Below are 16,673 nucleotides of genomic sequence, written 5' to 3'. Positions count from 1 at the left end.
CAGGAGGCATCCGTGAGCTCTGACTTCAGCCGCCGCGACTTCCTGCGTTACAGCGGAGCGACGGGTGCGGCGGCGTTCATCGCGGCCACCCTCTCCGCCTGTTCCGGAGGCCCGGCGTCGACCGGCTCGGTCGGCGCCGGATCCAACAAGGACCTGATCACCGCCGTCATCGGCTACGGCAACGACCAGAGCTGGGACCCGACGCAGACCGCGTCCGCCTTCGCGATGGCCGGGATCAACCACGTCTACGAAGGGCTGCTCGACACCGACCCGATCACCCGCGAGCCGTACGCCGCGCTCGCCGCCGAGCTGCCTTCCGACCTGGACGCGACCTCATGGAAGTTCACCCTCCGAGAGGGCGCCACGTGGCACGACGGGAAGCCGGTCACCGCCGACGACGTCGTCTTCACCTTCGAACGTGTCCTCGACCCCGAGGCGAACGTGCTGATCGGCAACTTCTTCAGGTCCTGGCTGGAGGAGGTGAAGAAGATCGATGACCGGAACGTCGAGCTGGTCTTCAAGTTCCCCTTCGCCGACGCCGCGCCCCGGCTGACCATCGCCAAGATCATGCCCAAGCACGTGTTCGGCCAGCCCGGCGCCTGGGACCAGGCCAAGAGCGGCAAGGCCGTGGGGTCGGGGCCGTACAAGCTGGCCGCGCACAACCCCAAGTCCAACACCTCCTTCGAGGCGTACGACGGCTACAACGGCCCGCGCCCCGCCACGGTCAAGAAGATGAACTGGCTGACGATCGTCGACGCCGCCGCCCGCGTGGCCAAGATCTCCGGCGGCTCGGCCGAGGCGCAGATCGCCGACAACATCCCCTACGCCAACGTCGACCAGCTCAAGCAGCAGGGGCTGACCGTCGAGGGCGGCAAGGGCATGAACCACATGTTCCTGATGTTCAACACGGGCGCCAAGCCGTTCGACGACGTACGGGTGCGCCAGGCGCTGCACTACGCGATCGACAAGCAGAAGATGATCGATGTGGCGCTCAAGGGCCACGGCACGGCCTCCAGCTCCTTCCTCAACGAGGGCCACCCCGACCACAAGCGGGCCTCCGTCGTCTACGACTACGACCCCGACAAGGCGAAGGAGCTGCTGAAGGAGGCGGGCGTCAGCAACCTGACGGTCAACCTGATGGCCGTCAACGTGAGCTGGATCGCCGACTGCCTGCCGACCATCGCCGCCTCGTGGGAGGCGGTCGGCATCAAGACCACGCTGGAGCCGCAGGACACGGCGGCGTTGTTCACCAAGATGGACCAGGGGCAGGACTACCAGGTGGTCGCCGCGGCCTCAAACCCCAACCAGTTCGGCATGGACGCCGACCTGATCTGCCGCTACAACTTCGTCGAGGGCGGCCTGTGGATGAAGTACGCCGACTACGACGGCAGCAAGGACGCCGAGGCTCTGTTCGCCCTGATGGACGAGGCGACCAAGGAATCGGACAAGGAGAAGAAGAAGGCGACGGTCCACACATATCTGGACATGATCGCTGAGCAGGCCGTGCTCTACCCGGTCGTCCACACCGAGCTCATGACCGCCTGGGACGCGAAGAAGTTGTCCGGCATCGAGGCCCAGCCGTATCCCGGCATCAACCTCCTGCAGGCCAAGAGGACATGACGGTCGTCGCCCGGATGCTGCTGCGGCGGCTCCTCATCCTGATCCCGCTGGTGCTCGGCGTGGTCGCGTTCGTGTTCATCGTGATGCGCTTCTCCAACAGCAAACCCGAGTACGCGTACTTCCAGGGCGCGAACCCGACCGCCGAGCAGATCCGCCAGTTCCAGCTCGAGAACGGGCTGCTGGACCCGCTCCCGCTGCGCTACGTCCGCTTCGTCATGGATCTGGCGCAAGGCGACATGGGCACCAGCGTGCTCACCAAGAAGCCGGTCATCGAGTCGGTGACGACGGCCCTGCCGCTGACGCTGCAGCTGACGTTCCTCGGCCTGGTCGTGGGGCTCGTGTTGTCGTTCGTGTTCGGCGTGGTCGCGGCGCTGTACCGCGACCGCTGGCCGGACCAGCTCGTCCGACTGGTGTCGCTGGTCGGGGTGGCGGCGCCGTCGTTCTGGCTGGCGCTGCTGATGATCCAGTGGCTGGCGGTCGGTGAGGGGCTGTTCCCCACCAGCGGCTACATCAACCCGGCCGACTCGTTCGCCGGCTGGCTGCGGTCGATGACGCTGCCCGCCCTGTCGTTGTCGTTGCCGATCGCCGCCCAGCTCACCCGCATCATCCGCACGTCGGTGGTGGAGGAGCTGGACCGCGACTACGTGCGCACCGCGTACGGCAGCGGCCTGCCTCCGATCGTGGTCATCGGCAGGAACGTGTTGCGCAACGCGCTGATCAACCCGCTGACCGTGCTCGGCCTGCGCATCGGCTACCTGATCGGCGGCACCGTGGTCATCGAGACGATCTACGGGCTGCCCGGCATGGGACAGCTCATGATCAACGCCGTGCGCGACGGCGACCCCGCCGTCGTCCAGGGCGTGGTGCTGACCATCGCCGTCGGCTTCATGATCGTCAACCTGGCCGTCGACGTCCTCTACCTGCTGGTCAACCCCCGCCTCAGGAGCGCCTCATGAGACGTGGACTCACCGACCGCCTGGCCCGGCCGGGCGTGACGTTCCGCAGGCTGAAGCCGCTGTCGTGGATCTCGCTCGGCCTCATCGCCGCCGTCGTGCTGGCGGCGGTGCTGGCGCCGCTCATCGCGCCGCACTCGCCGTTCTTCCAGGAGGCCTCAGGCGGCGGCCCGTCGGCCGAGCACTGGATGGGGCTCGACAGCGCCAACCGCGACATCCTGTCCAGGCTCCTGTACGGCGCCCGCTGGTCCCTCGTCATCGGTTTGGGCGCGACCGGGCTCGCCCTGGTGGCCGGCGCGGCCATCGGCGCCGTCGCGGCCACCTCGCGCAGGGCCGTGGACGAGACGATCATGCGCCTGCTCGACGTGATCATGGCGTTTCCCGGCATCGCGCTGGCGGCCGTGCTCGTGGCCGTCTTCGGCGGCAGCATCCCCGTCCTGGTCATGGCCATCGCCTTCCTCTACATGCCGTCCGTGGCCAGGGTCGTGCGGGCCAACGTCCTCGCCCAGTACGGCGAGGACTACGTCGCGGCCGAGCGCATCATCGGCGCCCGAACCCCGCACATCGTCATCAAGCACGTCGCGATCAACTGCGCGGCGCCGGTGCTGGTGTTCTGCACGGTGATGGTGGCCGACGCGATCGTGTTCGAGGCGTCGCTGTCGTTCATCGGCGCCGGCGTGCGACCGCCGGACCCGTCGTGGGGCAGCGTCATCGCCGACGGCAAGAACCTGGTGCTGCTCGGCGGCTGGTGGGGCACGGTCTTCCCCGGCCTGCTGATCCTGCTGACCGTGCTCGCCCTGAACATCCTCTCCGAAGGCATCTCCGACGCCTGGGCCGCGCCCGCCGCCCGCAAGGCGCCGGTCAGGAAGGAAGAGGACGCCTTCGAGCGGGCCCAGCCAGGCTCCGGCGAGGTCCTCGAGCTGCCCGGGCTGGCCGAGGCCGCGCGCCGGCTGGCCGAACGCGCCCGCCCGCTGCCCCAGGGGCCGCCCGTCCTCACGGTGGAACGGCTGCGCATCGGGTTCGCCGAGGGAGTGGACATCGTCGACGGCATCGGCTTCGAGGTGCGTCCCGGCGAGGTGCTCGGCCTGGTGGGCGAGTCGGGCTGCGGCAAGTCGCTGACCGCGCTGACCATCATGGGCCTGCAGCCCCGCGACGCCCGCGTCAGCGGCCACGTGCGCTTCGACCAGCGGGAGCTGCTCTCGCTGCCGCGCCGCGCCCGCCGCCGGCTGCTCGGGCACGAGATGGCGATGATCTACCAGGACGCGCTGTCCTCGCTCAACCCCGCCATGACCATCAACGCCCAGCTCAAGCAGCTCACCCGCCGCGGCGGCCGGCGCACCCCCGCCGAGCTGCTCGAACTCGTCGGCCTCGACGCCCGCCGCACCCTGTCGTCCTACCCGCACGAGTTGTCGGGCGGGCAGCGGCAGCGGGTGCTGATCGCGATGGCGTTGTCGCGCGACCCCAAGCTGATCGTCGCCGACGAGCCCACCACCGCGCTCGACGTGACCGTCCAGGCGCAGGTCATCGAGCTGCTGCTGAAGCTGCGCGAGGAGCTCGGGTTCGCGCTGATCCTCGTCTCGCACGACCTCGCGCTGGTCGCCGACGTCACCGACCGCGTGGTCGTCATGTACGGCGGCCAGATCGTCGAGACCGGCGCCACGCCCTCCCTCGTCGGCGCGCCCGCCCACCACTACGCCCGCGGCCTGCTGGGCTCGGTGTTGTCGCTGGAGGCCGGGGCCGAGCGGCTCACGCAGATCCGCGGCGTCGTGCCCGCCCCCGCCGACTTCCCCGACGGCTGCCGGTTCGCCGACCGGTGCCCGATGGCCACCGACGTGTGCCGTAGCGAGGCCCCCGTCCTGCGGGGCCCGCTCAACGGGGACGCCACGCACGCGGTGGCCTGCCACCACCCGGTGGCCGCCGGAGCGGACCCGAACCGTGAGACGAGGAGTGAGCAGCGTGCTTGAGCTCGACGACGTGCACGTCGTGCACAAGGCCCGCTCCGGCGGCCTCTTCAAGCGGGACCGCGTCTACGCCCTGACCGGCGCGAACCTCACCGTCGCCGCCGGCGAGACCGTCGGCATCGTCGGGGAGTCGGGATGCGGCAAGTCGACGCTGGCCAAGGTGCTGGTCGGCCTGCAGCGGCCGACCGCCGGCACCGTGACCTTCCGCGGCAGGGAACTGTGGGAGCTCAAGGAGGCGGAACGGCGCGCGCTCGTCGGGTCGAGCGTCGGCATGATCTTCCAGGACCCGTCCACGGCGCTCAACCGGCGCCTGCCCGTCCGGCAGGTGTTGCGCGACCCGCTCAACGTGCACCGCCGCGGCACGCCCGCCCAGCGCGAGGCCCGCGTACGCGAGCTGATCGACCTGGTCGGGCTGCCGTCCAGCGCCGCCGACGCGCTGCCCAGCCAGCTGTCCGGCGGGCAGCGCCAGCGCGTGGCCGTGGCCAGGGCGCTCGCGCTCGAACCCGACCTGGTCGTGGCCGACGAGCCCACCAGCGCGCTCGACGTGTCCGTCCGCGCCCAGATCCTCAACCTGCTGCTCGACCTGAAGGAACGGCTCGGGCTGGCACTGGTGTTCGTCTCGCACGACATCCAGACCGTACGCAGGATGAGCGACCGCGTCGTCACCATGTACCTGGGCCGGATCGTCGAGCAGACACCCGCGCAGGCCGTGCCGCTGAGCGCCCGGCACCCGTACACGCGGGCGCTGTTCTCCGCCACGCCCGGGCTGATCTCGCCGATCAACCCGATCCCGCTCGTGGGCGCCGTGCCCTCGGCCACCAGGCCGCCGAGCGGCTGCCCGTTCCGCACGCGGTGCTGGCGGGCGGACGACGCCTGCGCGTCGGAGATGCCCGCGGCGCAGACGGACGACGACCATCTGTTCCACTGCCACCACCCGGTGGCGGCAGGAGCGACCGACCTCGAACTGATCCAGGAGCGCCCATGAGGCTTACCGGTGTGATCCCCCCGGTGTGCACCCCCATGACCCCCGACTACCAGGTGGACACCGCGTCGCTCGCCCGGCTGGTCGACCACTTGCTGGCCGGGGGCGTGGACGCGCTGTTCGTCCTGGGCTCCTCGTCGGAGGTGGCGTACCTGACGGACGCGCAGCGGCGGGTGGTGCTGGACACCGTGGTCGGGCACGTGGGCGGTCAGGTGCCGGTGCTGGCCGGAGTGATCGACATGACGACACCGCGGGTGCTCGACCACGCCCGCGTCGCGCGTGAGGCCGGCGTGTCAGGGCTGGTGGCGACCGCGCCGTTCTACACGCGCACCCACCCCGACGAGATCCGCACGCATTTCCGTACGATCGCCGCGCAGGGCGGGCTGCCGGTCTACGCCTATGACCTGCCCGTGTCGGTGCACACCAAGCTGAGCGCCGGTCTGGTGCTCGGACTGGCCGCTGAGGGTGCGCTGGCCGGGGTCAAGGACTCCAGCGGCGACGACGGCGGCCTGCGCGCGGTCATCATGGGCCGCGCGGCGCCGTTCAGCGTGCTGACCGGGTCGGAGGTGACCGTGGACTCGGCCCTGTGGATGGGCGCCGACGGAGTGGTGCCCGGGCTGGGCAACGTCGACCCGCACGGCTACGCCGAGCTCTACCGTTGCGCCGCCCGCGGCGACTGGGAGGCGGCCAGGGCCGAGCAGGAGCGCCTGGTCAGGCTGTTCGAGATCGTCCGCGTCGGCGGCTCGCGCATGGGCGGCAGCTCGTCCGGCCTCGGGGCGTTCAAGGCCGCGCTGCACCTGCGCGGCGTCATCGACTGCCCGATCACCGCGCTCCCGCAGACCCCGCTCAACGACGACGAGACCGGCAGGATCGGCAAGCTCCTGGCCGCCGCCGGCCTGCTCTAGCCCGGTCGGGCGGCTGGTAGACCGGGCTGGTCGGACAGGGCTGATCAGACAGGGCTGATCAGACAGGGCTGGACAGCTGGGCGACGTCCTCCGCGCCGTCCTGGATGAGCTTCGCCGACAGGTCGGACAACGCCCGCCCGACGGCCAGCTCGTCGCCGATCCCCGGTACGGGCCGGTCGACGGGATTGCGCCGGGCGCGCGCCACGCTCTCGTGCCGCTTGCCGTCCAGGGTGAACAGGACCGCCGTGGCCGTGGTCACGGCGTCTTCGTCGTCCTCATGGATCCAGATCTGCACGTTCCACTGCTTGTCGTCCATCGTGTGCACCTCCCTCAGCTCCGAGCCTCCACCCTGGAGGTCCGGACGTAAAGTGCCAGGTCAGCGCCCTGCGTGCGCGGCGCGTTCGTTCGGCACACAGTGCGTCATCTTCAGCCCCTCGACGTCGCGGGGGCCGTTCCTGCCGAGCTTGGCCAGCCGGTCGCGGTCCTCATCGGTGAGGTCCTGGCTCTTCAGCGGCTCCAGCTGTGCCACGTCGTCGGGGCTGATGCCCAGCTCCTCTCCGACGCGCAGCCCGAGCTCGTCCTCGGCGAGCAGGAAGTGCCAGACCATGCGCTCCTGGATACGCCGGTCGCACTGCCGCAGCGCGGAGACGAAATTGTGCACGAGGTCGTCGCGCTCCCACTGCTCCATGAGCAGGTAACGCTGCCCCGGCTGGACGTAGTCGTTGGCGCGCGGGATGCGCTTGCGGGTGAGCCTCCCCCTGACCTCGGGGCCGACCTCGTCAGGATGCGGGTACTCCGCCTCGCGCAGGCCGCCGCGCAGCGACGGCTCGTAGTTGATGTGCGGGTCCTCGCCCCCGGTGTCGACGAAGTACGTCATCAACCCGTCGCGCTGGTTGGTGCGGATGGCGGCGTTCCTGGCCTGGTTGACCGGCAACTGCAGGTAGTTGGGCCCGACGCGGTAGCGCTGGGTGTCGCTGTAGGAGAACGTCCGGCCGATGAGCATCTTGTCGTCGGAGAAGTCGAGCCCGTCCACGAGCACGCCGGTGCCGAACGCGGCCTGCTCGTTCTCGGCGAACTGGTTGTCGACGTTCCTGTCGAGCACCAGCCGCCCGACCGGCAGGGCGGGGAACTCGTTCTCCGGCCACACCTTGGTGTCGTCCAGCGGGTCGAAGTCGAGCTCGGGATGCTCGTCGTCGCTCATCAGCTGGACCAGCAGCTCCCATTCGGGGTGATCGCCGCGCTCGATGGCGTCGTGCAAATCCCTGGTGGCATGCCCCAGGTCGTTCCCCTGGATGACCGCGGCGTCGGCCTCGGTCATGCTGCGCACCCCCTGCTTGGGCATCCAGTGGTACTTCACCAGGAACGACTCACCCTGCCGGTTGACCCACTTGTAGGTGTTCACGCCGAACCCCTGCATGTGCCGGTAGTCGGCGGGGATGCCGCGCGGGCTGAACAGGTTGACCAGCATGTGCAGGCTCTCGGGCGTCTGCGACATGAAGTCGAAGATGCGGTTGGGATCCTGCCGGAACGTGACCGGGTCGGGCTTGAGCGAGTGGATCACGTCGGGGAACTTGATGGCGTCCCTGATGAAGAAGACCGCCAGGTTGTTGCCGACAAGGTCCCAGTTGCCGTCCTCGGTGTAGAACTTGATCGCGAAACCGCGCGGGTCACGGGCGGTCTCGGCGGAGTCCCGGCCGCCGATCACGGTGGAGAAGCGCAGGGCGACGTCGGTGCGCTTGCCCGCCTCCTGGAAGAGCTTGGCCCTGGTGTACCGGCTGATCGGCTCGTCGCCGAGCTTGCCGTACGCCTCGAAGAAGCCGTAGCTGGTCGTGCCCCTGGCGTGCACCACGCGCTCGGGAATGCGCTCCCGGTCGAAGTGGCTGATCTTCTCCAGGAACTGGTAGTTCTCCAGCGTCGCGGGGCCGCGCGGGCCGATCGTCCGCTGGTTCTGGTTGTCGTAGACCGGGTGTCCCTGCCGGTTGGTGAGCACCTCGCGCTCGTCGTTCGGCCCGGAACCCATGCCGGAAACATCAGTCATCGTCGTTCCTTCCCCCCGGACAAGTTCTCCCCGCCTGCCCCCAAGCCCGCAGCGGAAACAGGGAAAGGAATGGCCCGGACGAGTAAGTCGTGGGCGCCGACCCGGCATCGCCCGGTCCGGCCTGCGGGCTCTGCTCGCTAGGCCCGGCGGCCCTTGGGGGGATAGACCTGCAGCGCGGCCTCCAGCGCGGTGGCCTCCTCGGGCGTGAGCCGCTCCAGGAAGTGGACCAGGGTGGCGGCCTGGTTGCCGCTGGTGGCCAGCGCGTCCCGCATCAGCTCCGCGGTGTAGGCCTCTTTGGTGAAGATCGGCTCGTAGACGTAGGCCCGGCCGACCGGCTCGCGCTTGAGCAGGCCCTTGGTGTGCAGCTTGTCCATCACGGTCATGACCGTGGTGTAGGCGATCTCGCGCTCCCGGCGGAGGTCTTCGAGGACGTCACGGACGGAGGCGGGCCGGCGGGAGGACCACATCCTGTTCATGATCGTGGACTCGAGCTCTCCCAGCGGGCGCTTCATGGACGCCATGCTAGGGGCACGGCGCACGAGTCAACCGTTTGACAACCAGCGGCGAGGCGGCGTGATCACCTGCTCACCCCGTCGGCGGGCCGCCGCAGCAGGCTCAGGTCGGCCCGCCGCGGCAGGCTCTCCCAGTCACCCTGCGAGGTCACGGCGAACGCCCCCGCCGCGCACGCCGTGCTGAGCCGCTGCGCGGGCTCCGCCCCGGCCAGCCAGTCCGCCAGCCAGCCGGCCGCGAACGCGTCGCCGGCCCCCACGGGGTCGACCTCGGTCACGGTGTAGGGCTCCGCGCGCCGCTCGACGCCGTCGGACAGCTCCATGGCGCCCTCGGCCCCGAACTTGATCAGCACGTGCCGCGGCCCCAGCTTCGCCAGCGCCCCGGCCAGCTCGGCGGCGCCTTCGACGTCGGCGATCAGCCGGCCCTCGGCCTCGGTCGCGAACAGCACGTCCACGTCGCCGACCGTCTCACGCAGCCACGCCCCCGCCTCGGCGGGCGTCCACAACGCCCTGCGGTAGTTGACGTCGAGCGAGACGAGCACCCCCGCCGCCCGGGCTTCGGCGATCGCGTGGCGTACTGCCTCGCGTGCCGAGCCGGAGAGCGCGGGCGTGATCGCGGAGACGTGCAGCACGCGCGCCGACCGGATGAGCTCCGGGTCGAGGTCGGCGGCGCACAGCCGCGAGCCTGCGCTGTCCTTGCGGTAGTAGCGCACGTCGATGAGGTCGGCCGTGCGCCTGCCCTTGATCATCAGCCCGGTCGGCGCGTCGGGGTCGGCGATGGCCCGCACGTCCACGCCCTCGCCCTGCAGGGTCGAGCGGATCAGGTCGCCGAACTCGTCGGCCCCCACCCTGCCGACCCAGGCCGCGCCGTGGCCGAGCCGGGCGACGCCGATCGCGACGTTCGACTCGGCACCGCCCAGACCCAGGTCGAAGTCGCGGGCGAAGCGCATCGGCCCGGTGCGGCGGGCGGCGAACAGCGCCATGGTCTCGCCGAAGGTGACCAGTTCGGTCGTCGGCCCAGTAGTCGGCCCAGTAGTCGGCCCAGTAGTCGGTCCAGTAGTCGGCCCAGGAGTAGGCCCGGTCATTGGCACTGGCCACCCAGCTTTCTCGAGATCCGCGCCGCCGCCCCCGCCACCAGCGGCCCCAGCTCGCGCACGCGCGCGGCGGTGATCCGCGAGGTGAGCCCGGAGACGGAGATAGCGGCGGCGACCGCGTCGTGGTGGTTGAAGATCGGCGCCGCGACGCAGCGCACCTCGGGCTCGTTCTCGCGGTCGTCGACCGCGTAGCCGCGGCGCCGGGTGTGGGCCAGGTCGGCGCGGAGCCGGTCGGGGTCGACGATCGTGTGTTCGGTCCTGGGCTCCAGGGCCAGCCCGGCGAGGGCCTCCTCGGGCTGCCAGGCCAGGATGGCCTTGCCGACGGCCGTGGAGTGGGCGGGGCCGCGGCTGCCGATGCGCGAGGCCATCCGGACGTTCGCGTCGTTCTCCACCTTGTCGATGTAGACGACGTGCGGCGGGTCGTAGACGACCAGGTGGACGGTCTCGCGCACTTCGGCCATCAGCCGGTGCGACTCCTCGGCCGCGACCGCCCGCAGGTCGAGCGTGGCCAGGTAGGACTGGCCGAGCCGCAGCGTGCCGTGGCCCAGCCGGTAGGCGCCCGTCCTGCGGTCGCGGTCGAGCAGCTTGGCCTCGACGAGGGGCGCGGCCAGCCGCAGCACCGTGCTCTTGGGCAGGCCGACGGCCTCGGCCAGCTGCGTGAGCGACAGGCCCGAGTGCTCACGGACGTGCTCCAGCACGGCCAGCGCACGTCTGAGCGAGGCGGACTGGTTGCGTTCTGGCACGTGGGCCAACATACCGACAGAACCACCTTTGCAGCACATCCTTCTGCAGTGCAGAACAGCTGCGGAACGCCGTCACGATCGGGAAGGGCCGTCCGCGACCACGATCGTGTGCCTGTCGCCCGGGGCCAGGAACTCCAGCAGCCGCCGGCCCTCCTCCTCGGCCTCCTCCATGACGGAGATCGGCTCCCACCGGTGGAGGGTGAGCGTGGAGGTGCCCTTGGCGCGGGTGACCGTCCAGTCGCCGGCCGTGACCCCGTCCACGAGGATGATCCTCGGGAGGATCCCGTTCTTGCCCATGCAGCCCTTCAGCGCGGCGGCACCGCGCTCCGTGATGACCCTGGACCGGTCGGCGTGCGACAGGAAGAGGTTGTCGAAGTCGTACATCAGGCGGACCGGCGCCGGGGTGTCCTCGGAGGGGCGGGCCGCGCCGGGCAGGTCGTACAGGGTCCTGCCGTTCTCGTCGGTGAACCGCGTCAGGTCCAGCGACTCGACCACCTCGCCCAGCCGCGTCAGCCCCGACCACGCCTGCACATCCATCACCGACGCGGGGCCGAACGCCGCCAGATAGCGCAGCACCAGCTCCGCGGGCGTCATCGGCGGCGCCTCGAAGCCCAGCCAGCACTCGGCGGTCGTGTGGGCGATGGGCCCGCTCCTGCCCCAGAGCCCGCGCGGCGGCACCTGCACCAGCGGCACCAGCCACCGCACGCCCTGGCCCAGCGCGTGCGGATCGTGCGACGGCCACCGCTCGGCCAGCGTCCTCCCCAGCTCGGCGAACGTCATCGGCCGCGCCCCCAGCAACTCCCGCCCCGCTTCCGCCAGCTCGTCCAGGTCCACCCCCTCCAGCCGTTTGCCGAAAGCGCCCTTGGCGCTGCGCTCGCCCACGATCTGCAGCAGGGGGCGCATGGCCAGGCAGTCGCGGGCGGTGACGAGGTGGATGGTCGAGCGCTGCAACGCGATGCGTACGAGCTCGCGCGAGGAGAGCAGGCCGGCCGCGTCGTCGGGCTTGAACCCCTCGATGCGGTTCCACAGGCCGGTGTACCAGGTGTGCGGCGTCTGGGCCTGGAGTCCTCCCAGATGCTCCACCACGTCGATCACGGAGCGGGTGGTGCGGCTCAGCAGGAACTGCCTGTCCAGGGTGGCCCTGTTGAGCGCCCTGCGGCTGATGACGGGATCCATGGCTCCCAAGGTAGGCGCCATCGCGGACGGTTTCGGACCGCAATGGACCGGAATGAATAGCGATAAACCGCAAGGGCCGTTCGCCCGGGCGCAGCGCTGTCGTGCGGCGCTGTCGTACCGTGTCAGCATCGTGCTGACCTTCCGCGTGCTCGGCCCGCTCGCCGCACACCTCGACGGCGAGCCGGTCCCGCTGGGCAGGCCCCGCCAGCGGTCCGTGCTCGCCCGCCTGCTGGCCGCCGGTGGCCAGGTGGTGCCCGTCGACCGCCTCATCGACGACCTCTACTCCCACGAGGTGCCCCCCAAGGCGCTCGCGGCCGTCCAGTCCTACGTGTCCAATCTGCGCCGGGCCCTGGAGCCGGGCAGGTCGCCGCGGGCGCCCGCCGGCGTGCTCGTCACCCAGCCGCCCGGATACGCGCTGCGCCTGGAGGCGGGGGCGGTGGACGCGTGGAGGTTCGAGAGCATCGTCAGCGACCCGGCGGCCGGCCACGAGCGGCTGGCCGAGGCGCTGGCACTCTGGCACGGCCCCGCCTACCAGGAGTTCGCCGGCGCCCACTGGGCCGACGCCGAGGCGGGGCGGCTGGAAGAGCTGCGCCTGTCCACGATCGAACGCCACGCCGACGCGGTCATCCGGCTGGGCCGGGCGGCGGGGACCATACCGGACCTCGAACGGCTGGCCGGAGAGCACCCGCTGCGCGAGGCGGTGTGGGCGCTGCTGGCCAGGGCGCTCTACCGGTGCGGCCGGCAAGGTGAGGCGCTCGGCGCGTTGCGCAGAGCCCGCGCCCACCTGGCCGAGGAGCTCGGTGTCGACCCAGGGCCCGAGCTGCGGCGGCTGGAGGAGGACATCCTCGCCCAGGCCGCGCACCTCAGCGAGGCCGCGCCGCCGCCCGCCCCCGCCGCGCGGCCCGCCGCGGTCGCGCAACCGTACGTCGGCAGGCGCGCCGAGCTCGCCGGCGTGACCGCGCTGGACGGCGGTGTCGTCCTGGTCAGCGGTGAGCCGGGCACCGGCAAGACGGCGTTCATGGAGCAGGTGCGCGACACGCTGGAGGGCAGGGGCTGGGCCGTCGGGTGGGGCCGCTGCCCCGAGCACGAGGGCGCCCCCGCGGGCTGGGCCTGGGCCGAGCTCCTGCGCGAGCTCGCCGCCCGCTTCCCGCCCGGAGATCCTGAGGCGCTCGCGCCGTTGTTGTTCGACGCCCCGGTGCGCGGCGACGTGCCGGGGGCCAGGTTCCGGCTGCACCAGGCGGCCGGCGCGTTCGTCACGTCGATCCGGCGGCCGCTGCTGCTCGTGCTCGACGACCTGCACCGAGCCGACGCCGAGACTCTGGCCATGCTCACCCACGTGATCGGCGCGGCCGCCGGGCTGCCGGTCCTGGTCGCGGGCAGCTACCGGCACACCGAGCCGAACGACCATCTCGCCGACGCGCTGGCCGCCATCGCCGCCCGCGAGCCGTACAGGGTGGAGCTCGACGGCCTGGCGGCACCCGAGGTGGGCGAGCTGATCAGCCTGACCTGCGGCCGTCCGGCGGACGGCGCCACGGTCGCGGAGATCGCCGAGCGCACCGGCGGCAACCCGTTCTTCGTCAGGGAGACCGCGCGCCTGCTCGACGCGGAAGGCGTGGTCGCGGTGCCGGCGGGCGTGCGTGACGTGCTGCGCCGCCGCGTGGCCAGGCTGCCCGCGCAGGCCCAGACCATCCTGCGGCAGAGCGCGGTCATCGGACGCGAGAGCGACGTCGGCGTGCTGACCGCCGTCAGCGGCGCCGACGAGGAGTCCGTGCTGGCGGCCATCGAGTCGGGACTGGTCACCGGGCTGCTGACCGAGCCGGAGGCCGGGCGGCTGAGGTTCGCGCACGTGCTCATCCGCGACACCCTCTACGACGACCTGTCCCGCGTCCGCAGGGCCCGCCTGCACCTGCGCGTGGCCCGGGCCATCGAGGAGCACGACCCCGGCGACGTGGCCGCGCTCGCCCACCACTACGCCGCCTCCGCCGCCGACCCGGCCAGGGCCGCGCGCTACGCCGGGCTCGCCGCCGAGCAGGCCGAGCGTCGCTTCGCCCACCACGAGGCCGCCGCGCTCTGGCAGCAGGCGCTGGACGCGACCGGTGACCCGCGCGAGCGCCTGGAGCTCACCCTGTCCCTGGTGTCCGCCCTGGCCAACACCGGCCGGCTGGTCACGGCCCGCACCCACAGGGAACGCGCGCTCCGTGACGCGCTGCCGCTGGACGACCCCGACCTGCTAGCCCGGGTGATCGTCTCGTTCGAGGTGCCGACGTTCTGGAGCAGCCGCGAGTACGGCACCCTCGACACCGCTCTGATCGAGGCCGCCGAGCGGGCACTGACCCGGCTCGCGCCCGGCGACGGCACGACCCGCTGCCGGCTGCTCACCACGCTGGCGTTCGAGCTGGAGGGCGAGCCGACCGAACGCGGCTACCTCGCCTCCCAGGAGGCCGTCGCGATGGCCCGTCGCCTCGGCGACCCCGCCCTGCTCGTGCTCGCCCTCAACGGCCGCCTGCACCAGACCTTCCGGTACGGCGGCCACGCGGAACGCGCCGGGATCGGCGCCGAACTGCTGCGCCTGTCGGGCTCCGACGTGACCGTCGAGGTGCTCGGCCACCTCATCCTCATGCAGGCCGCCATCAACCGCGCCGAGTTGACCGTCGCCGACCGGCACGCCGCGAGGGCCCGGCAGCTGGCCGACCTGTACGACATGCCGCTGCCCCTGGCCGTGACCGGCTTCTACGACGGCCTGCGCGCGGCGCTCGCCGGTGACTACGACACCGCGGAATCCCGTTACCGTGCCGCCGCCGAGCTCGCGGGCCGGCTCGGCATGTGGCAGCACGAGGCGGGGCTGCTGCTGCTCAGCAGATACGCCATGGGCCTGATGCGCGGCGACCTGACGCCGATCCTGCCCGATCTGGAGCCGTTCGCGACGACGGGGCCGTGGCGCGAACAGTGGCTGGAGTTGTACGCGCTCGCACTCTGCCACGCGGGTCGGGCCGACGAGGCACGCGCCTGGGTGCCCGCCGAGCCGCCTCCCATGCGGCGCGACTACTTCTGGCACCTGCTGACCGCCGTCCGGGGGCTGCTCGGTATCGCCCTCGGGGACCGGGAGCGGGCGGAGCGCGCGTACGACGCGCTGCTGCCGCTCTCGGCCGAGCCCGTGGGGAGCACCGGCTACCTGGCGGTCTGGCCCACCGCTCAGGTGCTCGGCGACCTGGCCGCCTTCCTGGGGCGCCCGCCGGAACCCCACTACCAGGAAGCGCTGGAGGTCGGTGAACGTGCGAACGTCCGGCTCTGGATCGACGCCGCCCGCACACGTTCGACATCGATCCGCTCGTGAGGGATCGGCTCGCCCGCTGCGATCGGCGCCTCCCGTGAGCGATCGATCAGTCGGAATCGGAGCTCTCGGGATGAAACGCTAGGATTGGATCACCGTCGGGGGGAGCGTCATGAGTGATGTGCGGCCGAAAACCCTGCTCGCCATGGGGCGGCAGGTGGCGGGACGGCTCTTCACCGGGGAGGCACGCGATCGGCTGACCACCATCGCCGACACCGACCCCGGCCTGGTCGCCGACGACTTCGCCGACCCGGCCGTGGCCGGTGCGCTGGCCGAGGCCGAGGTGCTCTGCACGAGCTGGTGGTGCCCGCCGATCACCGGCGACGTGCTGGCCGGGGCGCCCAGGCTGCGGGCGATCGTGCACGCGGCGGGCAGCGTGAAACACCACGTCACCGAGGCGTGCTGGGAGCGCGGCATCCTCGTCTCCTCCGCGGCGGCGGCCAACGCCGAACCCGTCGCCGAATACACGCTGGCCTCGATCCTGTTCGCCAACAAGCGCGTGCTGGACATCGCCAGGCTTTACCGCGAGCAGCGGACGTCCTTCGACCTGGAAAGCCTCTTCCCCGGATTCGGCAACTACCGGCGCACGATCGGCATCGTCGGCGCCTCCTGGATCGGCCGGCGGGTCATCGAGCTGTTGCGGCCGTTCGACCTCGACGTGCTCGTCGCCGACCCCTACCTGACGGAGGACCTCGGCGTGCCCCACGTCGAGCTGGACGAGCTGTTCGAGCGGTGCGACGTGATCAGCCTGCACGCGCCCGCGCTCCCCGAGACCAGGCATCTCGTCGACGCCGCCCGCCTCGCGCGGATGCGCGACGGGGCGACCCTGATCAACACCGCCCGCGGCGCGCTCATCGACCAGGACGCGCTCGTCGCCGAGCTGTCCAGCGGCCGGCTGTACGCGGTGATCGACGTGACCGAGCCCGAGGTGCCGCCCGCCGGCTCACCCCTCTACGACCTGCCCAACGTGCTGCTCACCCCGCACATCGCCGGTTCGCTCGGCGGTGAGCTGGGACGCATCGCCGACCTGGCGCTCGACGAGCTCGCCAGATACGCCCAGGGCGTGCCCTTCCAGTACGGGATCGAGGTGGACGCGCTGGCCACAAGTGCCTGACCGCGGGGATAATCTGCTCCTCATCTGACGGGGTACACCACCGCACCGGCTTGTATAGCGTTCACTCCCTTACCAAAGGTGCCTCGCGTGGCGCGGGGGTGCCGGGCGATGGTCCGGGCACCCGGCAGGGCAGACGCAAGGGCCCCAGGTGGGGTTTCCCCGGTTCAAGACCGAACACCGGAGCGGGCGTGGCGGGTGTTCGGTGCGGTTCACCACCGGCGCGATCCGGCTGGACGGGCGCAGGCAC

Annotated in this window: 13 protein-coding genes; 7 read left to right on the top strand and 6 right to left on the bottom strand. The window is 71.5% G+C overall.

The annotated features are described in order from the left end of the window. Nucleotides 1-12 precede the first annotated feature (12 nt). Genes E1294_RS24590 through E1294_RS24570 form a run of 5 tightly spaced genes read left to right on the top strand, consistent with a single transcriptional unit; the run spans nt 13 to nt 6,421 of the window. The gene (locus E1294_RS24590) at nt 13-1,620 is read left to right on the top strand and encodes an ABC transporter substrate-binding protein (RefSeq protein ID WP_132511923.1); all 1,608 of its coding nucleotides are present in this window, start codon (nt 13-15) and stop codon (nt 1,618-1,620) included. Next, nucleotides 1,617-2,576, top strand: a complete 960-nt coding sequence (locus tag E1294_RS24585; RefSeq protein ID WP_132511921.1) for an ABC transporter permease — start codon at nt 1,617-1,619, stop codon at nt 2,574-2,576. Before E1294_RS24590 ends, E1294_RS24585 begins: the two co-directional genes overlap by 4 nt. Further along, nucleotides 2,573-4,537, top strand: coding sequence for a dipeptide/oligopeptide/nickel ABC transporter permease/ATP-binding protein (locus E1294_RS24580; protein ID WP_132511919.1), 1,965 nt, complete (start codon nt 2,573-2,575; stop codon nt 4,535-4,537). The genes E1294_RS24585 and E1294_RS24580 overlap by 4 nt, the downstream gene beginning before the upstream one ends. Further along, nucleotides 4,530-5,519, top strand: coding sequence for an oligopeptide/dipeptide ABC transporter ATP-binding protein (locus tag E1294_RS24575; RefSeq protein WP_246083246.1), 990 nt, complete (start codon nt 4,530-4,532; stop codon nt 5,517-5,519). The genes E1294_RS24580 and E1294_RS24575 overlap by 8 nt, the downstream gene beginning before the upstream one ends. Then, the gene (locus E1294_RS24570) at nt 5,516-6,421 is read left to right on the top strand and encodes a dihydrodipicolinate synthase family protein (RefSeq protein WP_132511915.1); all 906 of its coding nucleotides are present in this window, start codon (nt 5,516-5,518) and stop codon (nt 6,419-6,421) included. Before E1294_RS24575 ends, E1294_RS24570 begins: the two co-directional genes overlap by 4 nt. Before the next feature lie 58 nt (nt 6,422-6,479). Here E1294_RS24570 and E1294_RS24565 read toward each other — a convergent pair whose 3' ends face one another. From E1294_RS24565 to E1294_RS24540, 6 genes are all read right to left on the bottom strand, one after another. Continuing rightward, on the bottom strand, nt 6,480-6,737 hold the full coding sequence (locus E1294_RS24565; protein WP_132511913.1) for a dsRBD fold-containing protein: 258 nt from the start codon (nt 6,735-6,737) through the stop codon (nt 6,480-6,482). A gap of 60 nt (nt 6,738-6,797) precedes the next feature. Next, nucleotides 6,798-8,459, bottom strand: a complete 1,662-nt coding sequence (locus E1294_RS24560) for a catalase (protein ID WP_132511910.1) — start codon at nt 8,457-8,459, stop codon at nt 6,798-6,800. A gap of 137 nt (nt 8,460-8,596) precedes the next feature. After that, nucleotides 8,597-8,971 carry a BlaI/MecI/CopY family transcriptional regulator gene (locus tag E1294_RS24555; protein WP_132511908.1) on the bottom strand — a complete coding sequence of 125 codons (375 nt, stop codon included), beginning with the start codon at nt 8,969-8,971 and terminating at the stop codon, nt 8,597-8,599. A gap of 65 nt (nt 8,972-9,036) precedes the next feature. After that, nucleotides 9,037-9,972 carry a sugar kinase gene (locus tag E1294_RS24550; protein WP_281284493.1) on the bottom strand — a complete coding sequence of 312 codons (936 nt, stop codon included), beginning with the start codon at nt 9,970-9,972 and terminating at the stop codon, nt 9,037-9,039. A 77-nt stretch (nt 9,973-10,049) separates the two neighbouring features. Next, nucleotides 10,050-10,817 carry an IclR family transcriptional regulator gene (locus E1294_RS24545; RefSeq protein ID WP_132511904.1) on the bottom strand — a complete coding sequence of 256 codons (768 nt, stop codon included), beginning with the start codon at nt 10,815-10,817 and terminating at the stop codon, nt 10,050-10,052. A gap of 60 nt (nt 10,818-10,877) precedes the next feature. After that, nucleotides 10,878-11,981, bottom strand: coding sequence for a winged helix DNA-binding domain-containing protein (locus E1294_RS24540; RefSeq protein ID WP_132511902.1), 1,104 nt, complete (start codon nt 11,979-11,981; stop codon nt 10,878-10,880). 52 nt (nt 11,982-12,033) lie between these two features. On the opposite strand from E1294_RS24540, the gene E1294_RS24535 reads away from it, so the two are divergent. After that, nucleotides 12,034-15,315, top strand: coding sequence for an ATP-binding protein (locus E1294_RS24535; protein ID WP_246083244.1), 3,282 nt, complete (start codon nt 12,034-12,036; stop codon nt 15,313-15,315). Between the two features lie 109 nt (nt 15,316-15,424). Then, nucleotides 15,425-16,426 carry a hydroxyacid dehydrogenase gene (locus E1294_RS24530; protein WP_181958550.1) on the top strand — a complete coding sequence of 334 codons (1,002 nt, stop codon included), beginning with the start codon at nt 15,425-15,427 and terminating at the stop codon, nt 16,424-16,426. The last annotated feature ends 247 nt before the right edge of the window (nt 16,427-16,673 follow it).

Origin of the sequence: Nonomuraea diastatica (assembly GCF_004349015.1) — a bacterium.
GTDB lineage: Bacteria > Actinomycetota > Actinomycetes > Streptosporangiales > Streptosporangiaceae > Nonomuraea > Nonomuraea diastatica.
The sequence above is the reverse complement of the archived record's forward strand: the minus strand, read 5'-3'. Positions and strand labels throughout refer to the sequence as shown.

Bases quoted from the DNA above. Each gene is read 5' to 3' on its own strand.
- E1294_RS24585 (WP_132511921.1), top strand. From the start codon at position 1,617: ATGACGGTCGTCGCCCGGATGCTGCTGCGGCGGCTCCTCATCCTGATC.
- E1294_RS24580 (WP_132511919.1), top strand. From the start codon at position 2,573: ATGAGACGTGGACTCACCGACCGCCTGGCCCGGCCGGGCGTGACGTTC.
- E1294_RS24570 (WP_132511915.1), top strand. From the start codon at position 5,516: ATGAGGCTTACCGGTGTGATCCCCCCGGTGTGCACCCCCATGACCCCC.
- E1294_RS24565 (WP_132511913.1), bottom strand. From the start codon at position 6,737: ATGGACGACAAGCAGTGGAACGTGCAGATCTGGATCCATGAGGACGAC.
- E1294_RS24560 (WP_132511910.1), bottom strand. From the start codon at position 8,459: ATGACTGATGTTTCCGGCATGGGTTCCGGGCCGAACGACGAGCGCGAG.
- E1294_RS24555 (WP_132511908.1), bottom strand. From the start codon at position 8,971: ATGAAGCGCCCGCTGGGAGAGCTCGAGTCCACGATCATGAACAGGATG.
- E1294_RS24545 (WP_132511904.1), bottom strand. From the start codon at position 10,817: ATGTTGGCCCACGTGCCAGAACGCAACCAGTCCGCCTCGCTCAGACGT.
- E1294_RS24540 (WP_132511902.1), bottom strand. From the start codon at position 11,981: ATGGATCCCGTCATCAGCCGCAGGGCGCTCAACAGGGCCACCCTGGAC.
- E1294_RS24535 (WP_246083244.1), top strand. From the start codon at position 12,034: ATGAATAGCGATAAACCGCAAGGGCCGTTCGCCCGGGCGCAGCGCTGT.
- E1294_RS24530 (WP_181958550.1), top strand. From the start codon at position 15,425: ATGAGTGATGTGCGGCCGAAAACCCTGCTCGCCATGGGGCGGCAGGTG.